The organism is Streptomyces sp. NPDC037083 (assembly GCF_055606485.1).
On record NZ_JBVJSQ010000013.1, the window covers coordinates 18,426 to 42,140 of the forward strand.

Genomic DNA, 23,715 nt, shown 5'->3' on the forward strand with positions numbered 1-23,715 from the left:
GCTGTGCCTCGGTCACGTAGCCGGGGGGCCGCCGAGGTCGAACAGGTAGGGCAGTTCGCTCGCGTGCGGTGCGCCGAGGGGAAACGGCCGTGTGCCCGAGGTGAGCGGTGGGGCGTGCTCGCCGGCGAACTCGTGGCGCCAGACGGGTACATGAGCGACGAGAAGGTCGTCGGTGCGCACTGTCGCGCAGGCGAAGTTCGCGTCGCCGATGACCGTTCGCCGAACACCGGGCCCCGTCGGCGCGGTGCGCCGGGTGCTCGCGGACGATCTCCTGGGCCTGCCCCGGTGAGGGGAAGAAGGCCGCCACGAATGCGCGAGGACCAGAGCCACGGCCACCGGGAGCCGTCGGCCGTGCTCCGTGCCGGCGACCGGCACCGCGGTGCCGAGGCCCGTGAGCACCAGGCCGGCCGACCCCCACACGACGCCCGGGCGGCCCGGGGCGACGCGCGCTCCCGGCTTCCCCGACGAACGCCTCGTCCGGCAGTGGTAGGCGATCTCGGGACGTGTGGGCACCACGGCGAACGCCGACACCAGACACTCGCCCAGCGCGTCCGGTGACGGCCGCGCGAAGGTTCCCTCCCTGATCAGCGTGAGCGCCGCCTGTGTCGACATGCTCCCGTCGGCGACCTGCGCCGCCATGAAGTAGAGGTCGCCGAACGGCGGCCCGATGACGATGCGGTCCCGTCCGTTCCCCCGAGGGCTGCGTGATGACATTCCCGGGGTATTCCCTGTGTCCCGGTGCGCGGAATCCATGAACGGGGCCCGGATCTGCCGGACTTGTCACACCGCTCACCCTCGCGCCCGGACGCGCAGAGGCATGCCTCGAACCGGTTCCCCTCAGAAGGGAACCGAATGACGGCCTGTGGCCCTCACGGTCGCGAATCGCCCGCCGTCCGCGCTTCGGTTCCGAGCAGCCTGGAAGCAGTGGAGCGCCGCTCTCGGGAGGACTGTCAGTGCTCGTTCTTAGGATCACCGGCATGACTGATGCCTTCACCGTCTTGTGGACCCATGACACGTGCCGCGCTCTGCGCAGGGCAGGGCGGGTGGGCGAGCGGCCGCCCGTCGCCTTCAGCGGCGTCCATTCCTCGCTGCCCGCCTGGTCGGGCGCCCGTGCCGGAGACGAGGTGTACGCGTTGCACGTCAACCGATGCGAGGTGTTCGTGGTGAGCCGGATGCGGGTGATCGACTTGGAGCGACGGGACTGCTGCGGCGCCGCTGCCGCGACATGGCAGGAGTCGTCGTTCCCCGGTCACGGCGACTGGTCGATGCTCGGCGCCGGCGGCTGCGGAGCTGCGGCCGTGCACGTGGACGCGACGCCCGTGCGCTTCGACGTGCCGATTCCCGGCGATCTTCTGTCGAGGCTCGCCTGGCGGAACCGCCGAGGTCATACGCGCAACCTGAAGTACGTGGTGGACGGTCGTCTCGAGCGATCCGTCAGCCTCCAGGGGTTCTACCGCCTGACGTCCGAGTCGGCCGACGAGCTGGCGGAGGTCGTCGGCAACGCCGCCCCTTGATCCCGGGCTGCGGCGCTGACGTCGGCGGCTCGGGACCTTCCGTGCATGTCGCCCTTCGAACGGAGCGACTCCTGACCCGCCCGGCTACTCACCACATCCACAACCTTCACACAAAGAGCACATTCGCTGATCACTTTTCGCTATGCTCCTGACGCTCCATTCGCACCACTGAGGGGGGATTTCCTCATGCGCATACGCCACGCCCTGGCCCCACTTGCCGTCGCAGGCACGGTCGCCGTCATCACCGCCGCCCCGGCCCAGGCCACCGAGTACTCGTCCGCGCTGAAGCTCAAGGGCGTCCAATACGACGCGCCCGGCAGCGACTCCAACCGGTGCTCGGGCGGCAACACCAAGGACGAGTACCTGACGATCAAGAACTACTCCCGCACCGCGACCGTCAACCTCAAGGGTTACGTCGTCAAGGACGCCACCGGCAACAAGTTCACCTTCACCGCCGGCCACAAGCTGGAGCCGGGCGACTATGTGAAGCTGCGCGGCGGCCGCGGCACCGACTCCGACGCCGGCAACGTCGTCTACCGCCAGAACTGCAACTTCATCTGGAACAACGACAAGGACACCATCTACCTGCTCAAGCCCACCGGCGCCAAGGCGGACGTCCACTCCTACACCAAGCGCGCCAACGACCCCGACGGCAACGGCTACATCAACTACCACGGCTGAACCCGCGAGGAGAAATCCGGCGCGCGGCCTTGTGAGGAAATCCGGTGCACGGCTACCCTCCGCCGGTGCCCTCCCTCGTCCCGCCCCTGCCGCCCGGCTATCGTTCCCGGCCCGCGACCGCGGACGACGTCCCGGCCCTTCACGCGCTGGTCACGGACTGCGAGCGGGAGGTGTACGGGCGGGCCCGGAGCGACGCCGGGGCCGTGGCCGCCGATCTCGCACGGCCGGGCCTGGACCCGGAGTCGGACACCGTCCTCGTTCTCGACCCGGCCGATCGCCTCGTCGCCCGCGCCTGGGTGGACCGGCGCTCCGAGGTGGACGTGCATCCGGAGCACCGGGGCCGGGGTCTGGGCGCCGCGCTCCTCGGCTGGACGCTGGCGCGGGCGCGTCAGGCCGGTACCGCCCGCGTCGTGCAGACCGTGCCGGACGCGGACACCGGCGCCGTGGCGCTGCTGCGCACGCACGGGTACGAGCCGCTGGTGACTGCCTGGCTGCTGGAGTTCGCCATGTCGGCCGAGCCCGCGGTGCCCGAGCCCCCGGCGGGCATCACTGTGCGGCCCTTCCGCACCGGCGACGGGCCCGCCGCACACGTCCTCGTCCAGGACGCGTTCGACGAGTGGCAGGAGCGGCGGCAGTCGTACGAGGAGTGGGCCGCCCACACCGTGCAGCGGCCGACGTTCTCCCCTCAGCGGTCGGCCCTGGCGTTCGCCGGTGACCATCTGGTGGGCGCCGCCCTCGCTCTGGACGTGCCGGGTACGCAGGAGGGCTACGTCGAAGAGGTCGCCGTACGCCGCGACCACCGCAGCCGCGGCATCGCCCGGCTCCTGCTGCGGCACACCTTCCGCGCCTTCCACCGCACGGGCATGTCCTCCTGCACCCTCTGGACCCACTCGGACACCGGCGCACTCGATCTCTATCTACGGGTCGGCATGACGGTCCGGCACAGCTCCACGGTCTTCCGCAAGGACCTCGGCCCGGGCGTATAGAACCGCTCCGCAGACCTGGCCGGGAGGTTCGGTGGGCAGGCCGAGAACGGGCGCGTGGTTCACCGGATCCCCGGTTCCACCATGGCTAGCCGCTCAAGAGAGCGATCACCGTGCCGTGACCGGCCCAGCGATCGCCACCGGGAAGAGCCGTCCCCGCTCCCCCGGACCCCCGGCCCCCCGCGACCCTCCCGTTCGCCCCGGCGGACTCACTTGGGGACGTCGACGTGGAGGCGGACGGTGGTGCCCTGGTCTCGGGTGGAGCGGATCTCGACCAGGTCGCAGAGCTGGTGGACGAGCCAGAGGCCGCGGCCGCCGATCTGGTCGGCGGTGGGGCGGGTGCGACCGGCCATCACGTCGGAGATGTAGCCGCCGTCGCGGAACTCGCACACGAACGTCGCGTCCTGGGTCCAGGTGCGCAGGGTCCCGCGGCCTCCGCCGTGCCGGACGCTGTTCGTGGCGATCTCCGTGACGGCGACGGCCAGCTTGCGCAGCCCGTCGTCCGGGACGCCCGCGTCCGACGCGCACTGGGAGACCTTCGCGCGGATCGCCGCCAGGTCACCATGCGTGTAGCTCAGCTCCTGGAACGGATCGCACGGGGCGCTCATGGCCTCGAAGGGATACTCCTCGGCGGCGAGGTAGCCCTCGTTGCGGACGTGGCGGCCGTCCTGGCGGATCAACGGGTGGCAGCGCGACAAGGACTGCAGGGCACCCTGGTCCTCGTCGGCGGCGTCGTAGGGGCACAGCATCGACCAGGCCGAGCTGCTGGCGAACGCCCGGTTCAACAGCCACTCGTGATACCGCAGTTCGGAAAGGTGCGCGGCGCTGCGGGCCTCGCGCCAGGCCGTCTCCCCGATGCCGCGTACCGGCCGGTCGCCCTCACCCTGCTCCTTCATCCAGGCCACCCAGGCGCCGAGGAGCCGGCCGGGGTTGGGTCCGAGGGTCGTGGTGTCGACGAAGGTGACGGCGAGCTCGTCGGCGAGCTCGTCGCGCAGGAGGGACGCCTTGTCCGAGGGGACGGCCACGACCACGGCTTCGCCGCCTTCGAGCGCCTCTTGGATGTAGCCCAGCGTCCCGGACAGGAACTGCGATTCGCCGCGGTAGGGATAGAGCTCGTGGCGGAACGAGGGCTCGGCCCGGCCGGACGGGTTCGAGGGCGAGATCGCGGTCATGCCGCCATCACCACCGGCATGCCGTCGGTGGCGTAGCCCGCGAGCTCCCAGCACAGACGCACGGTCTCGTTGGCACCTTCCACGACGATGCGGCGACCCGGCAGATCACGGGCGGCCTGGACCAGTGCGTGCATTCCAGCGGCGTCGATCATGTCGAGGGTGTCGAAGCGCAGCTTCACCCTGGGTGAGCACCGGATGGCTGCACGTACCGCGGTGTTGAAGGCGTCCGCGCACTCCGAGTCGATCACTCCGTCAACGCTCCAGCTGTCGGCACCCGTGCTGTACATCCGAAAGGCCGGACGCTCAGCGCGTATGCCCATCTCGTGCGGGTGCACACATGCCACGTGTTCCAGCGTAGGCCCGTCCCACTGCGACGGCCTGAAGGCGCAGACCACGATGGCGTTGCTCTCCGAGGCGAACTCGTCGAGCTTCAGCTCCTGGGCCACCAGTTCCTCGGTCCCGCTGGGCGCCGCCGCCGGCAGCCGCTCGGTGAGTACGCGCACCGAGCGGTAGCCCTCCCGCACCGCGGTACGGGCTTCCCGGCGCACCGCGGCCAGGACGGAGTCGGGGTCGGCGAGGCGGGGGAAGTCGAGGATCACCGAGGCGGACGGCACCGCGTGACGGGGCAGGCCGGAGACGGCTCCGGCGGAGCCGATCACCACGATCTTGTCGCCGTACAGAGCACCGTCAGCCACGTAGGCGAGCACGTCTGCGGGGGCCGTGGCGGCCGAGTCCGTGTGCCAGCAGACATGATCACCGAGCCCGACGTCGTCGAACGTAGTCAGCGCCCGCGCCGCTCTCACCTGATCTCCCTTCCGACCACGTACCCGTCCCGGGACAGAGAGACTACTGGGCCCGCCGGACGATCGTGCAGCCGAAGGAGGATCGACCGGACAGGCAGGTCACAGCGGGACGGCCTGTTACCCCTCTGCCCCTTGAACGCGGCACGAACCCTGGAGGGCATGCCGCCCCCGCGCCCGGCTCAGCCGGCCAGGGCCGACGCCCGTCCGCACCACACGCGCCACCGCCACCCCACCAGCACTGTCGAGATCGCCATCCGAGCCGTCTCCCGACCCGAACCGAGGAAGCCGCGCCTTGTGCTGTTCCGACCAAACGATGAGCCGCCGATGACGCCATCAGCGTGATGTACGGCCGCGACCGCAACCGGGGCGGGCTCCGCACGCCTCCTGTCCGGCAGAACCCAAGACGCCGGTGAGGAGATCAACGTGACGACCACCGCCCCCGAGTACACCTCCAGCTACACCTACGTCGACCCGTACGCCGCCGATTCCGCCGAAATTCTCTGGCCGGCCCCGGCCGACTCCGCCGACACGGACTACCCGCTGCCGCCGCCCAACCCCGCCGAGCGCCTCGACCTCCTCGTCAAGCCACGGGACCACCAGCGCATCGAACTGCACGCGGCCCTGACCGCGGCCGGCATCCCGCCCCACCCCGAGGACCGCGACGCCATCGAACAGCTCAGCGCCCTGTCCGGCAGCGTCAACGCCGCCCTCCAGCGCTGGCTGCACCACCCCAGGTGACTCCACGCACGAATCGACCCGATGCCGACGAACCTTCGGGTCGCGGCCGGAGCCCCGGCAGCCGCTGGACGGCCGGGGCTCCGCAATCCCCCGATGGATCCGGAGGGCCGGGTTGCGGGGCACGAGCCCACTGAGCCGTTACGGCAGCGGGCCGGTCGTACTCGAAGCGCATCAACGACGCCTCTCCGTTCGCCAGACGTCCCCAACTCCCCTTCACAGCACCAATCTCGTGGTGTTCAAGCCCTTGCTGCGCCGCAAGCCTCGTCACTACTCTCCCCAGAAGTCGAAGCGCTTCAACGGCTCGGCGAGCAGCCGACGGCGATGATCATTCGGCCCCAGGCACCCCTGACAGAACTGGCCCGTGCACGAGATCCGCTGCGCGCCACCGACTGCGGACGGCTGATCGCCGCCCCCTGCCCGGACTCGACACCGTGCGGGCCTTTCGGTCGTGGGCGGCGGAGCACCGAATCGGTCGGACGAAAGGGACGAGACATGAGGACGACACGACCACCCGCGCGCGAGCGCGGACGCAGGTTCAGTCGAGGGACGGGCCTGGTGCTGGCTCTGCTCGTCGCGCTCGGCCTCTTCGGCGGCGCAGCCTTCGCCGCCCCTCCCCGGGGCCCGGCGCACGGTGCCGCAGCCGCCGCCCCGGCTCCGGTCGCCGACAACACCCTCACCACCGTGGCCGCCATGCAGCCGAGTTGGAACCTGGGCAACACCCTGGACGCCATCCCCGACGAAACGTCCTGGGGCAATCCCCTGACCACCAAGGCGACGTTCGACACCGTCCGGGCACAGGGCTTCCGCAGCGTCCGGATCCCCGTCACCTGGAGCAACCGGCAGTCGGCGACGGCTCCTTACACGGTCGACCCGGCCTACATGAGCCGCATCCGGCAGGTGGTCGACTGGGCCCTGGCCGCCGATCTGTACGTCGTGCTCAACGTCCATCACGACTCCTGGCAGTGGATCGGCAAGATGGCCGACGACCACGACCGGGTGCTGGCCCGCTTCAACGCGACGTGGGAACAGATCGCCACCGAGTTCCGCAACTCACCGCGCAGGCTGCTCTTCGAGAGCGTCAACGAGCCGGTCTTCGACAACGCCAGTGACGCGCGGAAGACCCAGCTGCTGGCCGAGCTGAACACCTCGTTCCACCGCATCGTCCGTCAGAAGGGCGGCCAGAACGCGACCCGTCTCCTCGTCATGCCCACGCTGGGCTGCACGCCGGACCAGAGGCTCATGGACGAGCTCGCGACCACGATGAGCTCGTTGAACGACCCCAACCTGGTCGCCACCGTGCACTTCTACGGCTTCTGGCCGTTCAGTGTGAACATCGCCGGGTACACCCGGTTCGACGACACCGTCCTGAAGGACATGACCGACGCCTTCGCCCGGATGCGCAACATTTTCGTCGCCAAGGGCGTCCCCGTCTACCTCGGCGAGTACGGGCTGCTCAGCTACCCCGACTACACCAAGGCCAACGACGTCGTCCAGCGGGGCGAGGCCCTGAAGTACTTCGAGGCGTTCGGCAACCAGGCGCGGGTCAACGGGGTCACCACCGCCCTGTGGGACGCCGGCTCCTTCCTCAACCGCAACACGCTGCAGTGGCGCTACGCCGCCCTGTCCGCCCAGATCAAGTCGAGTTGGACCACTCGCTCGGGAACCGCCTCCTCGGACCACGTCTACGTGCCCAAGTCCGGTGCGATCACGGCCAAGACGCTCACTCTGAACCTGAACGGCACCTCGTTCCAAGGGCTTTGGCAGGGCAACACCCCGCTCGTCGCGGGCCGGGACTACACGCTGTCGGGCAGCGGGCTCACCCTGACGGCAACCGCCCTCACCCGCCTGACCGGCAGCGGCGGCTACGGTGTGAACGCCACGCTCCAGGCCCGGTTCTCCTCGGGCGTCCCCTGGCAGATCGACGTGACCAGGTACGACCCGCCGGTGCTGTCGAACACGACGGGCACGGCCAACGCCTTCTCCATACCGACGCAGTTCCGGGGCGACACTCTGGCGACCATGGAGGCCAAGTACGCCGACGGGTCGGCCGCCGGCCCCACGAACTGGACCTCCTACCAGCAGTTCGAGTCGGCCTTCGCCCCGAACTACAACGGCAACGCCCTCACTCTCACCCCCGCCTTCTTCGACGCGGTCCGCGACGGCGCCCGGGTGAGCCTCACCTTCCACTTCTGGAGCGGCACCACCGTGACGTACTACGTGACCAAGTCGGGAGGCTCGGTGACGGGCACGGTCTCCTGAGAGGGCGGCGTCCCGGGGCATGCGCGAGATCCTGACCGAAGGGTTCCTCGCCCGACCCGCCCAAGGCTCACCAGCGGTCCGGGCCCGCACTCCCGCACCCGGTCGCGGCCGGCTGCCGGCCGCGACCGGGGAGACGGGTGCGGGTCGGGACCGGGAAGACGGGTCCGGTCGGGACCGTGGCCCCTAGGGAAAGTACAGGGACGCCTTTCCAGGACGTGCCGCGTGAACATCCCGCCCCACGCGACCCCGCCGCGGTACATCGTGGCCCGGGACACCCCCGAGGCCGACGCCTCCACCGCAACGGGTCGGCCTATCACGGACGTTCCGAGAATCCGGGCGTCCGCGGCAGCCCACGCACTCGCCGACTGCTGAACGCTGCCGCCGACCAGGGCGGGCAGAACCATGACCGCGTTGCGGGCGCCGGGCAGACCGCCGCGAAGGCCCTTCACGCGGTCCATGGCCCATCCGGTGAACTCGGCCATCGCAACGTCGTCGACCTCGGGGGCCGCGGCGGCAAGGACGAACAACTCCACCTTGGTACCGAACCACCGTGCCCTGCGGTCCGATCGGCCGGCGACCACCACGGGCCGGTCCCTCCAGGTGCCGGCGGTCATCTCGCATCCGTCCGCCGCCAGCCGCTCACACAGTGCCGCCATGTACACGTTGGCCGCGTCGGCCGGCGTCGCCTCATCGGTGCGCTGCTGGGTCATGCCTGGATCATCCATCGCCGGCGACGCAGGCGGAAGACCGCTCTCACCGCTCGTCCCCTCGTACCCCTCGTACCCCTCGTACCGCCCGACTCTCGTCGTGTGGCCTCCGGGCCGTGGCAGCCCGGACTCGGCGAGTGGTCGCGAGCCGGTTCCCGATGTCACCGAACCTCCGGGCGCGCCCTGCTGCCGCACTTCGCCGGAGAGCGAAAAAGTGAAACGGCGGTGGAGAAACAGGGACCAGTTCCCGTGCGGGCGGTGAAGAAACCAGGTGAATCGGCCGTATGTTCCTCCATTCGCCGGGCACGAGGAGCGTCGGAGGTTGATAACCATGATTCCCCTGCTTCTCGTTCTGCTGCTGGCCCTGGTTCTCTTCGGCGCGGGCTTCGCGCTCAAGGCACTGTGGTGGATCGCCGTCATCGTGCTGGCCGTCTGGCTGCTCGGCTTCGTCATGCGCAGCGCCGACACCGGCGGCCGCAAGGGCCGCTGGTATCGCTGGTAGCCCGTCCGGCACCAGACCGTCCGTGGGCCCCGGGAACACCCGGGGCCCACAGGCATGTCCCGCCTCGGAACATCGCTTGCGGCAATCGGTGTAACCGCCACCTTCACCGGGCAGCAGACCTCATGGCTGGGGCCCGGTGAAGCAGCGGAACCTGCACCTCCATCCACCGGACCCCAGCCACACCCCGACCCCTCACCCGCCGACCGGGGGGCACCGCCGCGCCACGGGCCGGGAAACTGCCGGCACTGCGTGACTCGTGCCCGCCACCCGACTTGTAGGGTCCGCAAGGTGGAGAGATCGAATGAACGTGTGAACGGCGGATCCGCGTCGACGCTGCTCGACGTGCTGCTCGGAGCGGCGCAGGAGGCCCCCGGCCAGACCGTCGTGCACGTCCGGGGGGACGGCACCGAACACACGGTCACCTTCGCCCAACTCCGCGACGACGCACTGTGCGTGGCGGGCGGGCTCGTGGCGGCGGGCGTGGAACCGGGCACGCCGCTCCCCCTGGTCGCCGACCGGGGGGACGCCTTCCAGCCGATGTTCTGGGGTGCGCTGGCGGCAGGGGCCGTACCCGTCCCGCTCGCCCCGGAGCCGCGCCGGATCGGCCCGGTGTGGGAACTCCTCGGCAGGCCACCCGTGGTGGTGGACGAGTCGACGACCGCCGTCGTCACCGGGACGAGCGACGGGCCGCACGGCCAACCCGGCAGCGGAATAACGGTGTTGAAGCTGGACGAACTCCGTCGCGGCCGCCCGCTGCAGCCCCTGCACCGCCCCGCCCCGCACGACGTCGCCTTCCTCCAGTTCTCCTCCGGCAGCACCGGCGCCCCGAAGGGCGTGGAACTGACCCACGCCGCGATCCTCGCCAACCTCCACCAGATCCGTGCCGCGATGGCGATCACCCCGGACGACGTGATCGCGACCTGGATGCCGTACTTCCACGACATGGGGCTCATCGGCACCCATCTCGTCCCCATGGCCGCGCGCCTGAAGCAGATACGGATCGAGCCGCTGTCCTTCGCCAAGCGGCCCGCCCTGTGGTTCGAGGCCGTCGCCCGCCACCGCGCGACGCTCCTGTCGGCCGCGAACTTCGCCCTCGCCCTCGCGGTGCGCCGCGTCCCGGCGACCGCCCTCGCCGGTCTCGACCTCGGCTGTGTACGTCTGATGCTCGTAGGCGCCGAACCCATCGCACCGCGCGTCTGGCGGGAGTTCACGGCCCGCACGGCTCCGGCGGGGCTGGATCCACGTGCCCTGCTGCCGGTGTACGGCCTGGCCGAGGCCACCCTCGCGGTGACCGTGCCACCGCTCGGCGAGACCGCCACGCCGCTCGTCCTGGACCGCGCGGCGCTCAGCCGGGGCCGGGTGGTGGAGAGTGAAGTGGGGCCGCACACCGTGGAGTTGATGGACCTGGGTCGTCCGGTGGACGGCTGCGAGGTCCGAATCACCGGCGAATCCGGCGCGTTCTCGGAGGAGTTGCGGGTCGGGCAGGTGGAGGTGCGGGGGCCGCAGTTGGGGCGCGGGTACCACCGGTCGCCCGAGGCGAGCACGGAGGCGTTCGGCGGTGACGGCTGGCTGCGTACCGGTGACCTCGGCTTCCTGCGGGACGGGCGGCTGTGCGTCACGGGACGCGACAAGGACGTGGTGTTCGTCAACGGCCGTACGTTCCACGCGTCCGACCTGGAACAGACGGTCGCCGCGACGCCCGGCCTGCCGCCGGGGGCCGTGGCGGTCGTGGGGTCCACGGATCCGGACGACGGGGGCGAACGGGTCGTCGCGTTCGTGCAGTGGGCCAGGCCCGAGCCGTCCGCCGCCGCACCGGTGCTCCGCGCCGCCGCCGGTCGGCTGCGCGAGGCCCTCGGCCACGACGACGTACGGGTGCTGCCGGTGCCGCCGGGGGCGTTCCCCCGTACCACCAGCGGGAAACTGCGCCGGAGTGTGCTGCGGACACGCTTCGAGAGCGGGGCGTACGCGGCGATGGAGAGCCGCTGGGTCGGCACGGCGGCCGCGGTGACCGGCCGGACGGCCGGGGCGGGTGTGATCGCTCCACGGTCCCTGCGCGAGGTCCAGGAGTCGGTGCGGGAAGTCTGGGCGCGTGTGCTGGAGCTGCCCGCGTCCGAAGTCGGCCTCCACGAACGGTTCTTCGACCTCGGCGGCTCCTCGCTCAAGGCGATGGCCGTGCTCGCCGGGCTGGAGGACACATTCTCCTTGAACGTGGAGCCGGGTGCGCTGCGGGACCACGACACGGTGGCGGGGCTGGCCGGGCACGTCCTCGCCCTGCTGGCGGACGCCGAGTCCGAGGCAGGGTCGGAGACCGAATCGGACGCGGACGGGCGCCTCACGGCTCGGGGAGAACCGTCCACTCGCGACGGCGGACATGGCGTCGCCGATCACCCGATTCCCCGCACCACGGAAGGGCCTGCGGCGCATGCCGGGCCCGGTGCCGATGACGGGGCCCTCGCTGTTCTCTCCGCAGCCTGTCGGTTCCCCGGCGGCGACACGCCCGAGGCCTTCTGGGCGTTGCTGACAGCAGGCGGTGAGACGGTCGGCGAGACACCCGAGGGCCGGCTCAGGAACGAGGGGCCCCGCCCGACGCCCCGCTCGGGTTTCTTCCTCCCCGACCCCGCTGCCTTCGACGCCGAGTTCTTCGGAATGGACGAAGCGGAGGCCCGGGCGACCGACCCGCAGGCCCGGATCTTCCTGGAACTGGCCCACGAGGCGCTGGAACGTGCCGGATACGCGGGACCCCGGCGGACCGGCCGCAGGATCGGGATCTTCGCGGCGACCGGCGACAGCGGATACCGCGAGGTGCTGGCCGAGGCCGCCGAAGGGGACCTCGCCCGTCACCCGGCCGCCCTCACCGGCAACCTACCCAACCTGATCGCAGCCCGCGTCTCCCAGCTGCTCGACCTGAACGGCCCCGCCCTGGCCGTCGACACGGCCTGCTCTTCCGCGCTGGTCGCCCTGCACCTGGCCCGGCGCAGCCTGCTGGCCGACGAGTGCGACCTCGCGGTGGTCGGCGGCGTCAACCTGGGCCTGACCCCGACCGGCCACCGCCTCCTCGAAGCGACGGGCGCGCTGTCGCCGACCGGCCGGTGCCGCGCGTTCGCCGCCGACGCGGACGGATTCGTACCGGGAGAAGGCGGCGCGGCGATCGTCCTGGCACGCCTCGACGACGCCCACGCCGCCGACGACCCGGTCCTCGCCCTCGTCCGCGGTACGGCGGTGAACAACGACGGCCGCTCGCTCGGCCTCCTCGCCCCCACGCCACGCGGCCAGCGCGAGGTGATCGCCCGTGCCTACGAGGAGTGCGGCATCGACCCGGCCGACGTGTCGTACGTCGAGGCGCACGGCACGGGAACGCCGATCGGCGACCCCGTCGAGGCGCAGTCGCTCGGCCAGGCCTTCCCTCCCCGCGCCGACGGCGTCCGGCGAGGGCTCGGGTCGGTCAAGGCGAACGTCGGGCACCTCCTCAACTCGGCCGGCATGCCCGCCCTCGTCAAGGTCGTCCTCGCCCTCACCCACCGCCGGCTCCCGCCGACCCCGCACGCCGACACACCCGCCCCCTTCCTCGCGCACACCGCCCCCGGCTTCCGTCTGGTCACCGGGCACGAGGAGTGGACGAGCGCTGAGGGCCGGCCACTGATCGCGGGCGTCAACTCCTTCGGCTTCGGCGGCACCAACGCGCACGCGGTCCTGGAAGAGGCTCCGAAGGGCAGGGCGAGGGCGGCGGACGCCGACCCGGCCGCGACGGCGCGGTCCACCAGCGGCCCGCACCTGCTGACGCTGTCCGCCCGCACCGGGGGCGCACTGCGCGTCGCCGCCGCGGAGTTGGCCGCGCATCTGCGGGCCCACCCCGAACTGGACGAGGGGGACGTGTGCGCCACCGTCAACTCCGCCCGGGACGAGGGGCCGTACCGGCTGGCCGTGGTGGCACAGGGGGACATCGCGGAGCAGCTTGAGCAAGCGGAGAAGGAGGGCGCGGCGGAAGAGAGCGGAACCACCGCAGTGGGCGAAGCCGTAGGAGTGGGCGGGCGGCTGGGTTCCGCGAGCGCGGCGATGGCGATGAAGCCCGTGCGGACCCGTCCGCGCACGGTGTTCGTCCTTCCCGGCCAGGGTGCCCAACGACCGGGTCTCGGGCGGGAGTTGTACCGTTCGGCGCCTGTGTTCCGTGACGTCCTGGAGGAGGCCTCGTCCCTCACCGGGCCGGTTCTCGGCCGTAGCCTGGCCGCCTGGTGCCTGGACGAGGACGCCGACCCCGCGGCCCTGGCCCGCACAGAGGTGACCCAGCCACTGCTGGTCGCGTTCGGAGTGGCATTGGCCGGCCAACTGGCCGCGTGGGGCGTGGCGCCCGACGCCGTCGTGGGCCACAGCGTCGGCGAGATCACGGCCGCGTGCGTCGCCGGCGCCCTCGCGCCGGCCGAGGCGGTCGGTTTCGCCGCCGAACGCGGGCGCCTGATGGGCGAGCTGGCCGCGCCGGGCGCCATGGCGGCCGTACGGGGCGACGAGGACACCGTCGCCGGCGTGGTCGACGCGTCCGACGGCACGCTCTGGGTCGCCGCCGTCAACTCACCCACCCAGGTGGTGCTGGCGGGCGAGGCGGAGAGCGTCGACCGGGCGGTCGCGGCCCTTACCGCCCGTGGCGTGGCCGCCCGCCGCCTGCGCGTCTCGCACGCCTTCCACTCCCCCATGCTGAGCCCCGTTCTCGGCTCCGTGCACAACGCGGCGAAGGCCCTGACGGTCCACCCGGCCGGCCTCCCGATGCTGAGCACGGTCACCGGCAGGTGGGGCCCCGACCTCACCCCCGGTTCCGGCTACTGGCGCGACCACGTGATCCGCCCCGTCCGCTTCGGCGCGGGCGTCTCCCGGCTCCTCGACGAGGGGTACGACACGTTCGTCGAACTCGGCCCCGACGCCTCTCTCGCGGGCCCGATCCACGCGGTCGCCGCCGCGCGTTCCGGGGTCGTGCCCTCCGACGTGGCGGTCCTGCCCGCGCTTCCCTCCGGTGAGGCAGCGGGAGCTGCGGCCCTGCTCCGGACGGTGGGCCAACTCTGGACCCGTGGGGCCCCGCTGTCCCCGTCGTCCCCGGCGCGCGGCACGGTGCGCCGACGGGTCCCCGTCCCGACGTACCCCTTCCAGCGCGGCCACCACTGGCCGGACGGACTCGACACGGCACCCCGGCCCTGTACGGCAACGACACCGCCCACCGCGCTTCCCTCGTCCGACGGCATACCCGTCCCGCAGCCCCTCCTCTGGCGCGACGCCCCACTCACCGCAGGCCCCAGCCCCCGTGTCGTACGGCTGACCGGCGCCGACACACCGCTGCGGCGATCGGTCGCCGACCGGCTCGCCGAGCGCGGAGTGACGGTGCTGCGCGGAATGACGGAGCTGCGCGGAGTGACAGAGCCTCAATCGCACCCGGCGCCGACCCAAGCACCCGTACCCGCAGGGAATGAAGCCCCCGAGGAAGCCGAGAGGACGGCCGCTCCGGAGGCGGTGCTGTGGTTCGCCGACGACACCGCCGGACCGGAGCCGGACACCGGCGCCGCCGTCTCCGCTCTGCGCGAGGTGCTGTCGGCGCTCGGCACGACGCCCACCCGCCTGCTGTTGGTCACGGAGAACGCTTACAGCACCGGCAGCGGCGACACCTCCGTCCGCACCCGCCCCGCCCAAGCCCTTCTGCACGGTTTCGCCCTGGCCCTGCCCGAGGAACTCCCGGGACTCTCGTCCCTGAGCGTCGACCTGTCCTCCCAGGATCCGCTCGACGCGCAACTCTCTTACGTGGACGCCGAGTTGCACACCATGGTCCCCGCCCCCGGCGCCGGCGCGGGTGCGGGTGCGGGCGGCACCGTCGCCTGGAGGACGGGCCGCCGACTCGCCCGTACGCCTGCGGCCGCAGCCCCTGCCCCGCCGGCCCCCGCGACGGCACTGCCCCCGGACGGCACCTACCTGATCACCGGCGGCGCAGGCGGCCTCGGCTCCGCGCTCGCCCGTGACCTCGCACAACGCGGCGCCCCGACCCTCGTCCTCACCGGCCGGACCCCGACCCCGCCGCGCGCGCTGCTCACCGAACTACGCGCCCTCGGCGCCCACGCCCGCTACCAGGCTGCGGACGTCGGCGACGCGGACGACGTCGACGAACTCATCGCCGGCCTGCCACCGTTGACCGCGGTGTTCCACGCGGCCGGCACGGCCCGACCCGGCAGTCTGCGCGCCAAGTCGGACGACGAGATCGAGGCCGTGCTCGCCGCGAAGGTGCGCGGCACCGCACTGCTCGCCGAGGCCCTGCGCAGGCACGGCCGACAGGACGCCGTCTGCCTGGCCTTCTCGTCCGTCTCCGCCGTACTGCCCGGCCTCGCCGGCGCCCTCGGCGACTATGCCGCCGCCAACTCCTTCCTCGACGCCTTCGCCACCGCCGAACGCGCGGCCGGCCGGCCCTGGCAGACGATCGCGTTCGGCCCCGTCACCGACACGGGATTGGCGAGCGGCCCAGGCACGCAGAGCCGGCTCCGGTCACCCGGGCCCGCACACGCCACGGCCGCCCCCATGACCGTGGAGGCCGCTTTGGCGGGCCTGCACACGGCGGTCGGCCTGGACGCGGCGCACGTCCTGGTGACGGGCGTGAGCGTCACGGACCCCGCACCCGCACCCGCACCCGCGGAGGCGGGCTTCACCACGGCCCGGCCCCACACCGCCGGCCGACGCGGCGACGCGAACGAGCCGCCCGCCCACATCGACCGGGCCCCCACCGACGACGCGACCGACGACGCGACCGCCCAACGCACCGCCGCCGCCCAACGCGTCGCCACGGCTCCGTCCCCGATCACCGAGGTCATACGCGGCCTCCTGGCCGACGCCCTGCACCGCTCCCCTCAGGACATCGGCGACGACGAACAGTTCCTCGCCCTCGGCCTGGACTCGCTCAGCGCCGTCGACCTCGCCCGCCGCCTGGAACGCGAACTCGGCCGCCCCCTCCCGGCCACCCTCTTCTTCGAGCACCGCACGATCGGCGAACTGGCCACCCACCTGGCGACCACCGAGCCGACGACGCCGAACCCCACCCCGTCCCCGGCCGGCCCGACGACGGCGAGGACCACGACGACGGCCGACGACCGTCGCCCACTCCCCCTTACTCCCTTCCCCCTCACCCCTCTCCAGCTCGCCTTCCACACCACCGAGACCCTCCACGAGGGCACCACCGCCTTCGGCTACGTACGCCAGAGCGTCACCGGGCCACTCGACACCGACCTCCTCGGTCTCGCACTCGCCCGCCTCGCCGCCCGCCACCCCATGCTGCGGATGCGGATCACCGACACCTCCGCCCGCCCGCAGCAGTACGCCGCACCCGCCGGGCCCGTGGACACGGCGCCCCGCTGGTACGAGGTGCGGCAGGCGCACGACCTGGCACAGCTGGAACAGACGCTGTGCAACCGCCCGTTCGACCTGACGACGGAGGACCCGGTCCGAGCCGTCCTCGTCCACGACGGTGACGACACGGACCTCTCCCACCTGCTCCTGGTCGTCCACCACTCCGCCGCCGACGGCTTCAGCCTCAAACTCCTCGCCGAGGAGCTCTGGTCCCTGTATACGGCCCTCGCGCGGGGCGACGAGGAGGGGGACGCGGACCCATTCGAGAGGAGCGGCGCACTGCCCGCTCCCCAGGCCGAGTTCGCCGACTATGTGGCCGCCGTCACCGCCGAGCGCCGGTCCCCGGCGTACGCACAGGACCAGCGGTACTGGCGCGACCGCCTCGCCGAGCACACCCCCGCCACCACGGCGACACCCCTCTCCCTACCGTACGACGGCGATCCCGAAGCACCCCCCGCTCCGCCCCTCACCCACCACCGCACCGGCATCGACGAAGAACTGACCTCAGCACTCCGCGAGACGGCGGCGCGGAACGGGGTGTCGTTGTTCCACCTGCTGCTGGCGGTGTACGGCCGTTGTCTGGCCCGGTGGAGCGGGCGACGAACCGTCGCGGTCAACGTGGCGCGGGCCCGGCGGGAGTCACCGCTCGTCGGCATCGACCGTCTGGTGGGGCCGCTGGCCGACACGCTGCCGGTGTTCGTGGACGTCGACCCCGGCGAACCGGTCACCACGCTCGCCGACCGGCTACGGCGGATCTGGCGGGAGGCCGAGGCCCACGCAACCCTGAGCAGCACGGACTTCGCCCGTCTGCTGTCCGAACTGCGGCCCGCCACAGGCCCGGCGCCGCGCACCGTGGCCGAGGCGGGGTTCAGTTTCGCCCGCTTCCCAGTGGTCCACGGCCCCGACTGGCCGGTCACCGTCACGCCCACGGCCGCGGCCACGGCGTCCGCCGCCACCCGGCTCGGCCTGCTGTGCTGGGAGGCCGACGCCGCCCTGCGCCTGTCGTGGAACTACCCGGCCCGCCTGTTTCGCCCCGAGACCGTGCGCCGTCTCGCCGACGAGTACGTGACCGAACTGCGCGCCGCCGTAGCCGACCCGTCAGCCACGCCGGTCTCCGCGGTCTCCCCGGTCTTCGCGGTCTCCCGGGTCTCCGCGGTCTCCGCAGCGCGCGCCTCCACCACCCCGGTGTCCGTCTCGAACGGCGCGGACGGTGAGGACTGTGAGGACGGCGTGAACAGCGCGGACGGCGCGGACAGCACGGAGGGCGTGAACGGCGCGGACGGCGGCGGGATCGTGGCCCGCCTGTGCGCCCAGTTCCGCGCCACGCCCGAATCCATCGCCGTCGCCACCGGCGGCCGGGCCGCACTCACCTACGCCGCGCTCGACAAAGCGTCCGCCGCCCTCGCCGCCCGGCTGCGCGCCCAGGGTGTGCGCCCCGGCGACCTGGTCGGACTGCTCACCGAACCGGGCGGCACGGACACGGTGACCGCAGTCGTGGGCATCCTGCGGGCGGGCGGCGGATGGGTGCCGCTGGACGCCACCCACCCCGCCGCCCGGCACCGGGACCAGCTGGCCCGCACGGGAGTGCGCGTACTGGTCTGCGATGCGACGAGCCACGAAGCCGCGACCGGCCTGGACGGCGTCACCCCGGTCAGCACTGCCGTTTCCGGCGACACCGCGACGGTCGCGGCCCCGGGAGACAGCGACCCCGGCCCCGAGGCCATCGCCTACGTCATCTTCACCTCCGGCTCGACGGGCCGGCCCAAGGCCGTACCCATCACCCACCGGTCGATGACGAACTACCTCGACTGGTCGCTGGCCACCTTCGGCTACGGTCCGGGCGACCGGCTCGCCCAGACCGCCTCGGTCTGTTTCGACGCCTCCGTACGGCAGTTGCTGGCCCCGCTCCTGTGCGGCGCCACGGTGCACGCCCTCTCGCGCGACCTGCTGCGCGACCCCGAGGCGCTGCTCGACCGCGTCGTCGCGGACCGCATCACGGTGTGGAGTTCGGTCCCGACGCTGTGGGAACGCCTGCTGACCGCCGCCGAGGAACGCACCCGCCAAAACGGTGTGGCCCCCGACCTCTCGGCCCTGCGCTGGGTCCACGTGGGCGGCGAAGCCCTGCCCGCCGCCCATGTACGCCGCTGGTTCGACCTCCTCGGCACCCCCGCCGGTCACACTCCCCACCACCCCCGCCGTCACCGGATCGCCAACCTCTACGGCCCCACCGAGGCCACCATCAACGCCACCTGCCACATCATCGCCACCCGGCCCGCCGACGACGTGCGCCACCTGCCCATCGGCCGCCCGATCGCCGGCACCGAACTGACGGTGATCGGCGAGGACGGCCAGGAGTGCGCCCCCGGCGAATCCGGCGAACTCCTCATCGCCGGAACCGGACTCACCCCCGGCTACCTGGGCGACCCTCACCTCACCAGCGCCGCCTTCACCGAGCGGGACGGCCGCCGCTGGTACCGCAGCGGCGACCGTGTCCGCCGGACTGCCGAAGGGGTACTGGAGTTCCTGGGCCGGCTCGACGACCAGGTCAAGGTCCGCGGCCACCGCGTGGAACTCGGCGAGGTCGAGGCCGCCCTGCTCACTCACCCCGGCGTGGCCCGCGCGGCCGTACTGCTGCTGGAGGGACGGCTCGAGGCGTACGTCGAGCCCAGGACCGGTGCGCACACCCTCGACCCACGCGAGGTGCGCGCCTTCCTCTCGCGCACTCTGCCCCCGTACATGCTCCCGGCCCGCATCCACTCCCTGGCGGCCCTGCCGCTCACCGGCACAGGCAAGATCGACCGCAACCGGCTCACGCCGCGGAAGGAACCCACGGGCACCGAGCCCAGGGACAGCGAACCCCGGCCCACGCCTCCCGCGACGCCCACCGAGCGCCTGCTGGCGCGCGTCTGGTCCGAGCTGCTGGACGTACCGGAGTCCGGCATCAGCGGCCAGGACGACTTCTTCGCACTCGGCGGCGACTCCATCAGCGTGCTGGAACTGTTCTCCCGCCTGCGCCACGAACGCCCCGCGCTGCCCCGCCCGACCGCTCTCTACACGCACCGCACACTGAGCGCCCTGGCGGCGGCCATCGACGTCACGGCCACCAGGGCCGGCGCCGACGCCGGTGCCACCGTGACGGCCACGGCCATGGCCACCACCACCGCTACGGCCACAGCCGCAGCCGAGCCGACCGCGAGTCGGCACCAAGAACCGGCGGCCGCCCTCGATCTCGTCGGCCCCCTCGACCCCTACCCCCTCACCCCCGCCCAACAGGGCTTTCTCCTCGCCGACGCCATCGCCTCCGGCACACCTGGCGCCCCCGGTTCGACCGGTGCTCACCGCGCCAACCCCGCCTGGCTGGCCCGTTTCCGTATCCGCGGCCCCCTCGACCCGGACCTGTTCCAACGCGCGGTCGACGTCCTCATGGCACGGCATCCCATGCTCCGCACGGTCTTCCCGGCCGGCGCCCGCCCACCCGTGCAACAGGAACTCCCCGCCTCTCTACGGCTCCCCGTCGAGACGGAGACCCTGGCCGGCCCCGAACTGCTGGAGGAACGGGCGGCCGAGGAGGCCCGCCGCCGCTTCGAACCCTGGGCGTGGCCCCTGTTGCGGCTGCGTCTCCTCACCGTCGCGCCGGACGAACACGTCCTCCTCGTCCACGCCCACCACCTCATCGGCGACGGCTACAGCGCGGCGCTCCTCACCCGCGAACTCCTCACCGTGTACGGCCGTTTCGAACGCGGCCTCCCCCACGGTCTGGAGCCCCTGCAGGCCACCTTCCGCGACCACGTACTCCACCGGGCCGCTCACCACCGACCCGCCAACATCCCCGAAGCCTCGGACCCTCCAGCACCAGCCCCTCAGGCCCCGGGCTCGCGGACCCCGGACGCACCGACCGAGGACCCGCAGACCAAGGAGTACCGCGACCGCCACCACGCCCCTTACACCCCACCCGTCCTGCGCACACCCCGTTCCGGTGCCTCCGCTCTCGCCCCCGGTTTCCACACCACGACCTTCACCCTCGGCGCCGACCACACCCACACCCTGCGCGGCCTCGCCCGGAGCTGCGGCACCACACTGCACGCCCCGTTCCTGACCGCGTACTACCGCGCCCTCGCCGCCCTCACCGGCCACCGCGACCTGGTCCTCGGTCTGGCCGTCACCGGCAGGGAGGAGACCGCGCGGGACGCATATCGCGTCTTCGGCCCGTTCAGCGAGGCGGTGGCCCTGCGCCCCGGCCTCGTCCCAGTCCCCGGCCCGGCCCCCGACCTCGCCCCCTCCCCCGCCTCCGTCCCCGCCTTCGACGAGGACCTCCGCCGGGTCGCCACGGAGTCGATCGCGGCCCGCGCCACCGCCCCCCTGGACCTGCGGACGCCCCAAGGCCTTCCCCGTAGCGCCCAGTTCTTCTTCACGTTCCTCGACTTCACCGCTCTCGGCCCGCCCCCCGACGCCACTCTGACCCTCCAGGCCGACGACACCGACACCGAGCTCGCCCCGCCACCGGTGGGTACCGACGTCTTCCTGGCCGTACGCCCCTCCCCGGACGGCGAAGGCCTGCGCGTGACGGCCCGCGCGTCGTCGACCGCCCTCACTGCGGACGAACTCTCCGACTTCGCGGCCGATGTGAGAGACGAGCTGGAAGAAGCAGCCCGCCACCGCAACGACGACTCCATCTCGTCCTCACCGTCCCCTCCGTCCCCTCTGTCCTCGCCTTGCTCCCACTACTCGCCGTCCTCCTCTTCCTCGCCGTCCTCCACGCAGCTCGACGCCGCCCTCATCGGATACCTCCCCGCCCCTCACCACCTGGCCGCCTTCGCCGGATTCCCCTCACACGCGGCCCCCAGCCGCGAACACATCCGCGCCCTGCTGTTCCCGGACGGCAAGGCCCGGCTTCTGGAGAGCGTCACGAGTCCGCTGGGCAGATCCGGGTTCGTCTCGCTCCCGCTGTTCGCCGACGAACTGACCGGCCCGCTCCCCACCGGGGAGCCGACCACCCTGGCCGCCCTCACCTCGCACGCCGTCGAACACGCCGCTACCCTCGGCGCCCGTTGTGTCTCGCTGGCCGGCATGATCCCGTCCCTGACCGGCTACGGCTACGACGTCCTGCGCGAGACCTCGGCGACCAGCGCCGCCGGCACGACCGCAGACACCTCACCGGCCCTCACCACCGGGCACGCGGCCACGACCGTCGCCGTGGTCAAGACCGTCCATGCCGCCCTCGCCGCGACCGACCGCGATCTGGCCGAACTCACCCTGGCCGTCGTCGGCTGCGGTTCCATCGGCACGTCATCGCTGCGGCTGCTCCTCGCCCGCAGCCCCCGCCCGCCGGCCCGTCTCCTGCTCTGCGACGTGCCCGGCAGCGCACCCCGCCTCCACGGCCTGGCCGCGGAACTCTCGGCCGAGCACCCCACGATGCCCGTGGACGTCGTCGAGTCGGTGGACGTCACGGACCTCCCCACCGAGGTGTACGGGGTGGCCGACGTCATCGTCACGGCGGTCAGCGGCAGCACGACGCCCCTGATGGACGTCGACCGGCTGCGGCCCGGCACGATCGTCGTGGACGACTCCTTCCCGCACTGTTTCGACACCGCGCGAGCCCTGGACCGCATGCGTCACCAGCAGGACGTGCTGATCGTCGGAGGTGGCCTCCTGGCCCTGGACTCCACCGAGACACACCTGTCACCGGACCTTCCGGCCGCCGCCCTCGCGGGCCATGCCACCGCTCGCTCCCAGCACCACCTCACGCTCCACCTCCCCGGCACCCTCGCCTCCTGCCGGCTGGAGTCCCTCCTCCACGCCCACCACTCCGACCCCGACTCCGGCGGCGGCGAACTGCCCCTGATCCACGGCCTCGTCGACCTCCCGCGGGCCCTCGCCCACTGGGACGCCGCCGAAGCCGCCGGAGTCCGTCCCGCCCCCCTGCACCTCCTCGACCACGCCGTCCCCCCGGAGGCCCTGAGCGCCCTGCCTCGGCCCCGGTCCCGGCGCCGGCGATCGCGCTGAGAACCTCTCGCGGCCGACGCCCGGCCGGAATCGCCCCGGCCGGGCGCTCAGGCACCCGGAGCGCGCGAAGAGGGCGTCGGCGGCCCCTGTTTGCCCTGGGCCGTTACTGAGCGACCGGCTTCCTGGCGCGGTCGGTCTCGTCCTGGACGAGCAGGGAGAGCAGGGAGGCCACGGGGAGGCCGGCCTCGGCCGGGTGGCGCAGCACCTTGTCCGCCTCGATGCGGTAGGTGTTCGTGCGCCCGTCGCGGGTGTGGGAGAGGTAACCGTCCTGCTCGAGATCGGAGATGATCCGCGCGACGGCGCGCTCCGTGAGCCGACAGCGGGCCGCGATGTCGCGGACGCGGATGTTCGGGTTGTCAGCGATGGCCGCCAGTACGCGCGCGTGGCTGGTGATGAACGTCCATCCGGTGTGTGATTCGGGCACTCCAACCATGCTCGGCATTTTATGCGGCAGCGTTGCCTGAACGTAGATACATGACATAGTTTTCAGGTAACGAATGACATGCTCCCGCGAGGGAGAGGCACAGAAGGAGCCCCAAGGTGCCCTCGGACAAGGCCGTCATGCCGACGCTCATGCGCAACGCCGCCGGGAATCCGTTGCCCCCACAGGCCACCGAGCATGCCTCTGAAGGGCCTGCGGTTCTTCACTACGAGCGGGACGGGGCCTGGGTCGTCGCCGCTCACGGCGCCTTCGACATGCAGTCGATCCCGCCCCTGGAGCACGCGCTGCAGACCGCGGCCGGGAGGCATCCGAAGGTGATCCTGGACGCCTCGGGCGTCACCTTCGCGGACTCGACGCTCCTGAACCTGCTGATCCTCACCCACCAGAGGTGCACCCTGCGTGTGGTCGCGCCCTCCTCGCAGCTCCAGCGGCTCTGTGAGATCACCGGAGTCGACGGCCTCCTCGAGTTCCGAGCCACCATCGACGACGCCGCCGCCTCCTGAGTCCTCCGCCTCCTCCTGAGCTCTCCCTGCGACGCGGCGACGACGG

General features: G+C 72.3%; 12 protein-coding genes. 8 read left to right on the forward strand and 4 right to left on the reverse strand.

Translation table 11 applies throughout. The features are described from left to right. Positions 1-12: 12 nt before the first annotated feature. Complete coding sequence (locus ACZ7DE_RS30030; RefSeq protein ID WP_470766604.1) at positions 13-714, reverse strand: hypothetical protein; 702 nt, start codon at positions 712-714, stop codon at positions 13-15. Between the two features lie 263 nt (positions 715-977). Here ACZ7DE_RS30030 and ACZ7DE_RS30035 point away from each other — a divergent pair, with 263 nt between their 5' ends. From ACZ7DE_RS30035 to ACZ7DE_RS30045, 3 genes are all read left to right on the forward strand, one after another. Next, positions 978-1,514: a hypothetical protein gene (locus ACZ7DE_RS30035; protein ID WP_470766606.1), complete on the forward strand. Its 537-nt coding sequence runs from the start codon at positions 978-980 to the stop codon at positions 1,512-1,514. 186 nt (positions 1,515-1,700) lie between these two features. After that, the gene (locus ACZ7DE_RS30040; RefSeq protein WP_470766608.1) at positions 1,701-2,195 is read left to right on the forward strand and encodes a lamin tail domain-containing protein; all 495 of its coding nucleotides are present in this window, start codon (positions 1,701-1,703) and stop codon (positions 2,193-2,195) included. Between the two features lie 65 nt (positions 2,196-2,260). After that, positions 2,261-3,181 (forward strand): GNAT family N-acetyltransferase, encoded by a 921-nt coding sequence (locus ACZ7DE_RS30045; protein ID WP_470766610.1) that lies wholly within the window; start codon positions 2,261-2,263, stop codon positions 3,179-3,181. A gap of 206 nt (positions 3,182-3,387) precedes the next feature. Here the strand turns inward: ACZ7DE_RS30045 and ACZ7DE_RS30050 are convergent, their stop codons facing one another. Together ACZ7DE_RS30050 and ACZ7DE_RS30055 are read right to left on the reverse strand one after the other, a co-directional pair. Next, positions 3,388-4,350, reverse strand: a complete 963-nt coding sequence (locus ACZ7DE_RS30050) for an anti-sigma factor RsbA family regulatory protein (RefSeq protein ID WP_470766612.1) — start codon at positions 4,348-4,350, stop codon at positions 3,388-3,390. Then, entirely contained in the window at positions 4,347-5,153 is an 807-nt protein-coding gene (locus ACZ7DE_RS30055; RefSeq protein WP_470766615.1) for an MEDS domain-containing protein, read from the reverse strand. Before ACZ7DE_RS30055 ends, ACZ7DE_RS30050 begins: the two co-directional genes overlap by 4 nt. Positions 5,154-5,576: 423 nt before the next feature. Between ACZ7DE_RS30055 and ACZ7DE_RS30060 the strand changes: the two genes are divergently transcribed. The 4 genes from ACZ7DE_RS30060 to ACZ7DE_RS30075 all read left to right on the forward strand — a co-directional run bounded on the left by ACZ7DE_RS30060 (position 5,577) and on the right by ACZ7DE_RS30075 (position 22,724). Further along, the gene (locus tag ACZ7DE_RS30060; protein ID WP_470766617.1) at positions 5,577-5,891 is read left to right on the forward strand and encodes a hypothetical protein; all 315 of its coding nucleotides are present in this window, start codon (positions 5,577-5,579) and stop codon (positions 5,889-5,891) included. A 492-nt stretch (positions 5,892-6,383) separates the two neighbouring features. Further along, positions 6,384-8,150, forward strand: a complete 1,767-nt coding sequence (locus ACZ7DE_RS30065) for a cellulase family glycosylhydrolase (RefSeq protein WP_470766619.1) — start codon at positions 6,384-6,386, stop codon at positions 8,148-8,150. Between the two features lie 1,038 nt (positions 8,151-9,188). Continuing rightward, positions 9,189-9,359: a hydrophobic protein gene (locus tag ACZ7DE_RS30070; protein WP_470766621.1), complete on the forward strand. Its 171-nt coding sequence runs from the start codon at positions 9,189-9,191 to the stop codon at positions 9,357-9,359. Positions 9,360-9,668: 309 nt separating this feature from the next. Then, positions 9,669-22,724: an amino acid adenylation domain-containing protein gene (locus tag ACZ7DE_RS30075; protein WP_470766622.1), complete on the forward strand. Its 13,056-nt coding sequence runs from the start codon at positions 9,669-9,671 to the stop codon at positions 22,722-22,724. Between the two features lie 103 nt (positions 22,725-22,827). Here the strand turns inward: ACZ7DE_RS30075 and ACZ7DE_RS30080 are convergent, their stop codons facing one another. Next, positions 22,828-23,157: a helix-turn-helix transcriptional regulator gene (locus ACZ7DE_RS30080; protein ID WP_470766623.1), complete on the reverse strand. Its 330-nt coding sequence runs from the start codon at positions 23,155-23,157 to the stop codon at positions 22,828-22,830. A 107-nt stretch (positions 23,158-23,264) separates the two neighbouring features. Here ACZ7DE_RS30080 and ACZ7DE_RS30085 point away from each other — a divergent pair, with 107 nt between their 5' ends. After that, positions 23,265-23,669 (forward strand): STAS domain-containing protein, encoded by a 405-nt coding sequence (locus tag ACZ7DE_RS30085; RefSeq protein ID WP_470766624.1) that lies wholly within the window; start codon positions 23,265-23,267, stop codon positions 23,667-23,669. Positions 23,670-23,715 lie beyond the last annotated feature (46 nt).

What these genes read in the sequence shown, in the direction of transcription:
- ACZ7DE_RS30030 (WP_470766604.1), bottom strand. Translation starts at nt 714, where the DNA reads ATGTCATCACGCAGCCCTCGGGGGAACGGACGGGACCGCATCGTCATC.
- ACZ7DE_RS30035 (WP_470766606.1), top strand. Translation starts at nt 978, where the DNA reads ATGACTGATGCCTTCACCGTCTTGTGGACCCATGACACGTGCCGCGCT.
- ACZ7DE_RS30040 (WP_470766608.1), top strand. Translation starts at nt 1,701, where the DNA reads ATGCGCATACGCCACGCCCTGGCCCCACTTGCCGTCGCAGGCACGGTC.
- ACZ7DE_RS30050 (WP_470766612.1), bottom strand. Translation starts at nt 4,350, where the DNA reads ATGACCGCGATCTCGCCCTCGAACCCGTCCGGCCGGGCCGAGCCCTCG.
- ACZ7DE_RS30065 (WP_470766619.1), top strand. Translation starts at nt 6,384, where the DNA reads ATGAGGACGACACGACCACCCGCGCGCGAGCGCGGACGCAGGTTCAGT.
- ACZ7DE_RS30070 (WP_470766621.1), top strand. Translation starts at nt 9,189, where the DNA reads ATGATTCCCCTGCTTCTCGTTCTGCTGCTGGCCCTGGTTCTCTTCGGC.
- ACZ7DE_RS30080 (WP_470766623.1), bottom strand. Translation starts at nt 23,157, where the DNA reads ATGGTTGGAGTGCCCGAATCACACACCGGATGGACGTTCATCACCAGC.